Annotated in this window: 1 protein-coding gene and 1 pseudogene; one reads left to right on the top strand and one right to left on the bottom strand. The window is 37.6% G+C overall.

Features of this window, described 5'->3' with window-relative positions:
- Positions 1 to 136, top strand: a pseudogene (locus IDG60_RS14870) (CHAP domain-containing protein); the annotation flags it as partial.
- A 137-nt stretch (positions 137 to 273) separates the two neighbouring features.
- Here the strand turns inward: IDG60_RS14870 and IDG60_RS14865 are convergent.
- Positions 274 to 1208: 3-hydroxy-3-methylglutaryl-CoA reductase (locus IDG60_RS14865; protein WP_164825760.1), on the bottom strand; the 935-nt coding region annotated here is incomplete at its 5' end.

The following is a 1208-nucleotide window of genomic DNA, read 5'->3' as shown; positions in this document are numbered from 1 at the left end:
ACATGTCGCAGTTGTTGAACAAGTATATAAAAACGGTAGTATTAAAGTTTCAGAATACAACTTTTATCGCCCATTAAAATACAATACACGTGTACTAAGCAAAAAGGCAGCACGTAACTTTAACTATGTTTACTAATCAAAAAACTTCTATCACGAACGCTTCAATTTCCTGTATGCGTGTGATAGAAGTTTTTATTTTTGTTCATATTAATTTATCTAAGCGCTACGATGGACTGACCTAAACTTTTCTTTAAAATCGCTATTTGCAATTTACTATTGTTGGCTTCTTAAATCTTGTAAAATACGTTCCGCTGCTTGTGTATTTGCACGGGGTTCTTTTTTCAAAGCTTCAGCTACTTTAGCAATTTCATCACCTTTTGCTCCTACAACAATAGCTAATGATTTATATTGTAAACTCATATGACCTTGTTGAATACCTTCTGACACAAGCGCGCGACATGCTGCAAAGTTTTGCGCTAAACCAACGGCAGCAACTACATGACCTAATTCTTGTGCTGACTCTACATTTAGTAGCTCTAATGAAGCTTTAGCTATTGGTAATACTTTCGTACCACCCCCAACAATTGCCAATGTCATAGGCACTTCAATTGTACCAATCAATCGTTGACGATCTTGATCGTAACGCCATGTAGCAATACCACGATACTGTCCGTCACGACTTGCGTATGCATGCGCACTTGCTTCTGCACCACGCGTATCATTTCCTGTTGCTAAAACAACAGCATGTATGCCATTCATAACACCTTTATTATGTGTTGCTGCACGATGAATATCTACTTGTGCCAATACAGAAGCACGTTCCATTCGTTTGGCAACCTCTTCTCCAGTTCTCTCGCCCCTTGCTAAATCTTTAACATCAATTTCGCCTTGAACTTTAACAACGGACGCTGTTGCATGATTGGATAAAATACTCATTAAAATGTCGCTTTGCGGAAATTCATTTTTTAAAAATGCAGTTATGGCCTCTAAAATCGTATTAAGCATATTAGCGCCCATAGCATCTTTCGTATCAACAAATACTTTTAAAGATAGTAACTGTTGCTCAGGAAATGTATCAATCGCTATACGTTGGTAACCACCACCACGCGCTTTAATAGAAGGATATGCCTCATCCGCAATTTTATGAATTTGCTTTTCTAAAGCTTTAATGTCTGCTGATAATTTTTCAGTATCGTCAACGCCATCAA

This window comes from Staphylococcus sp. EG-SA-2 (assembly GCF_017152085.1).
The sequence above is the reverse complement of the archived record's forward strand: the minus strand, read 5'-3'. Positions and strand labels throughout refer to the sequence as shown.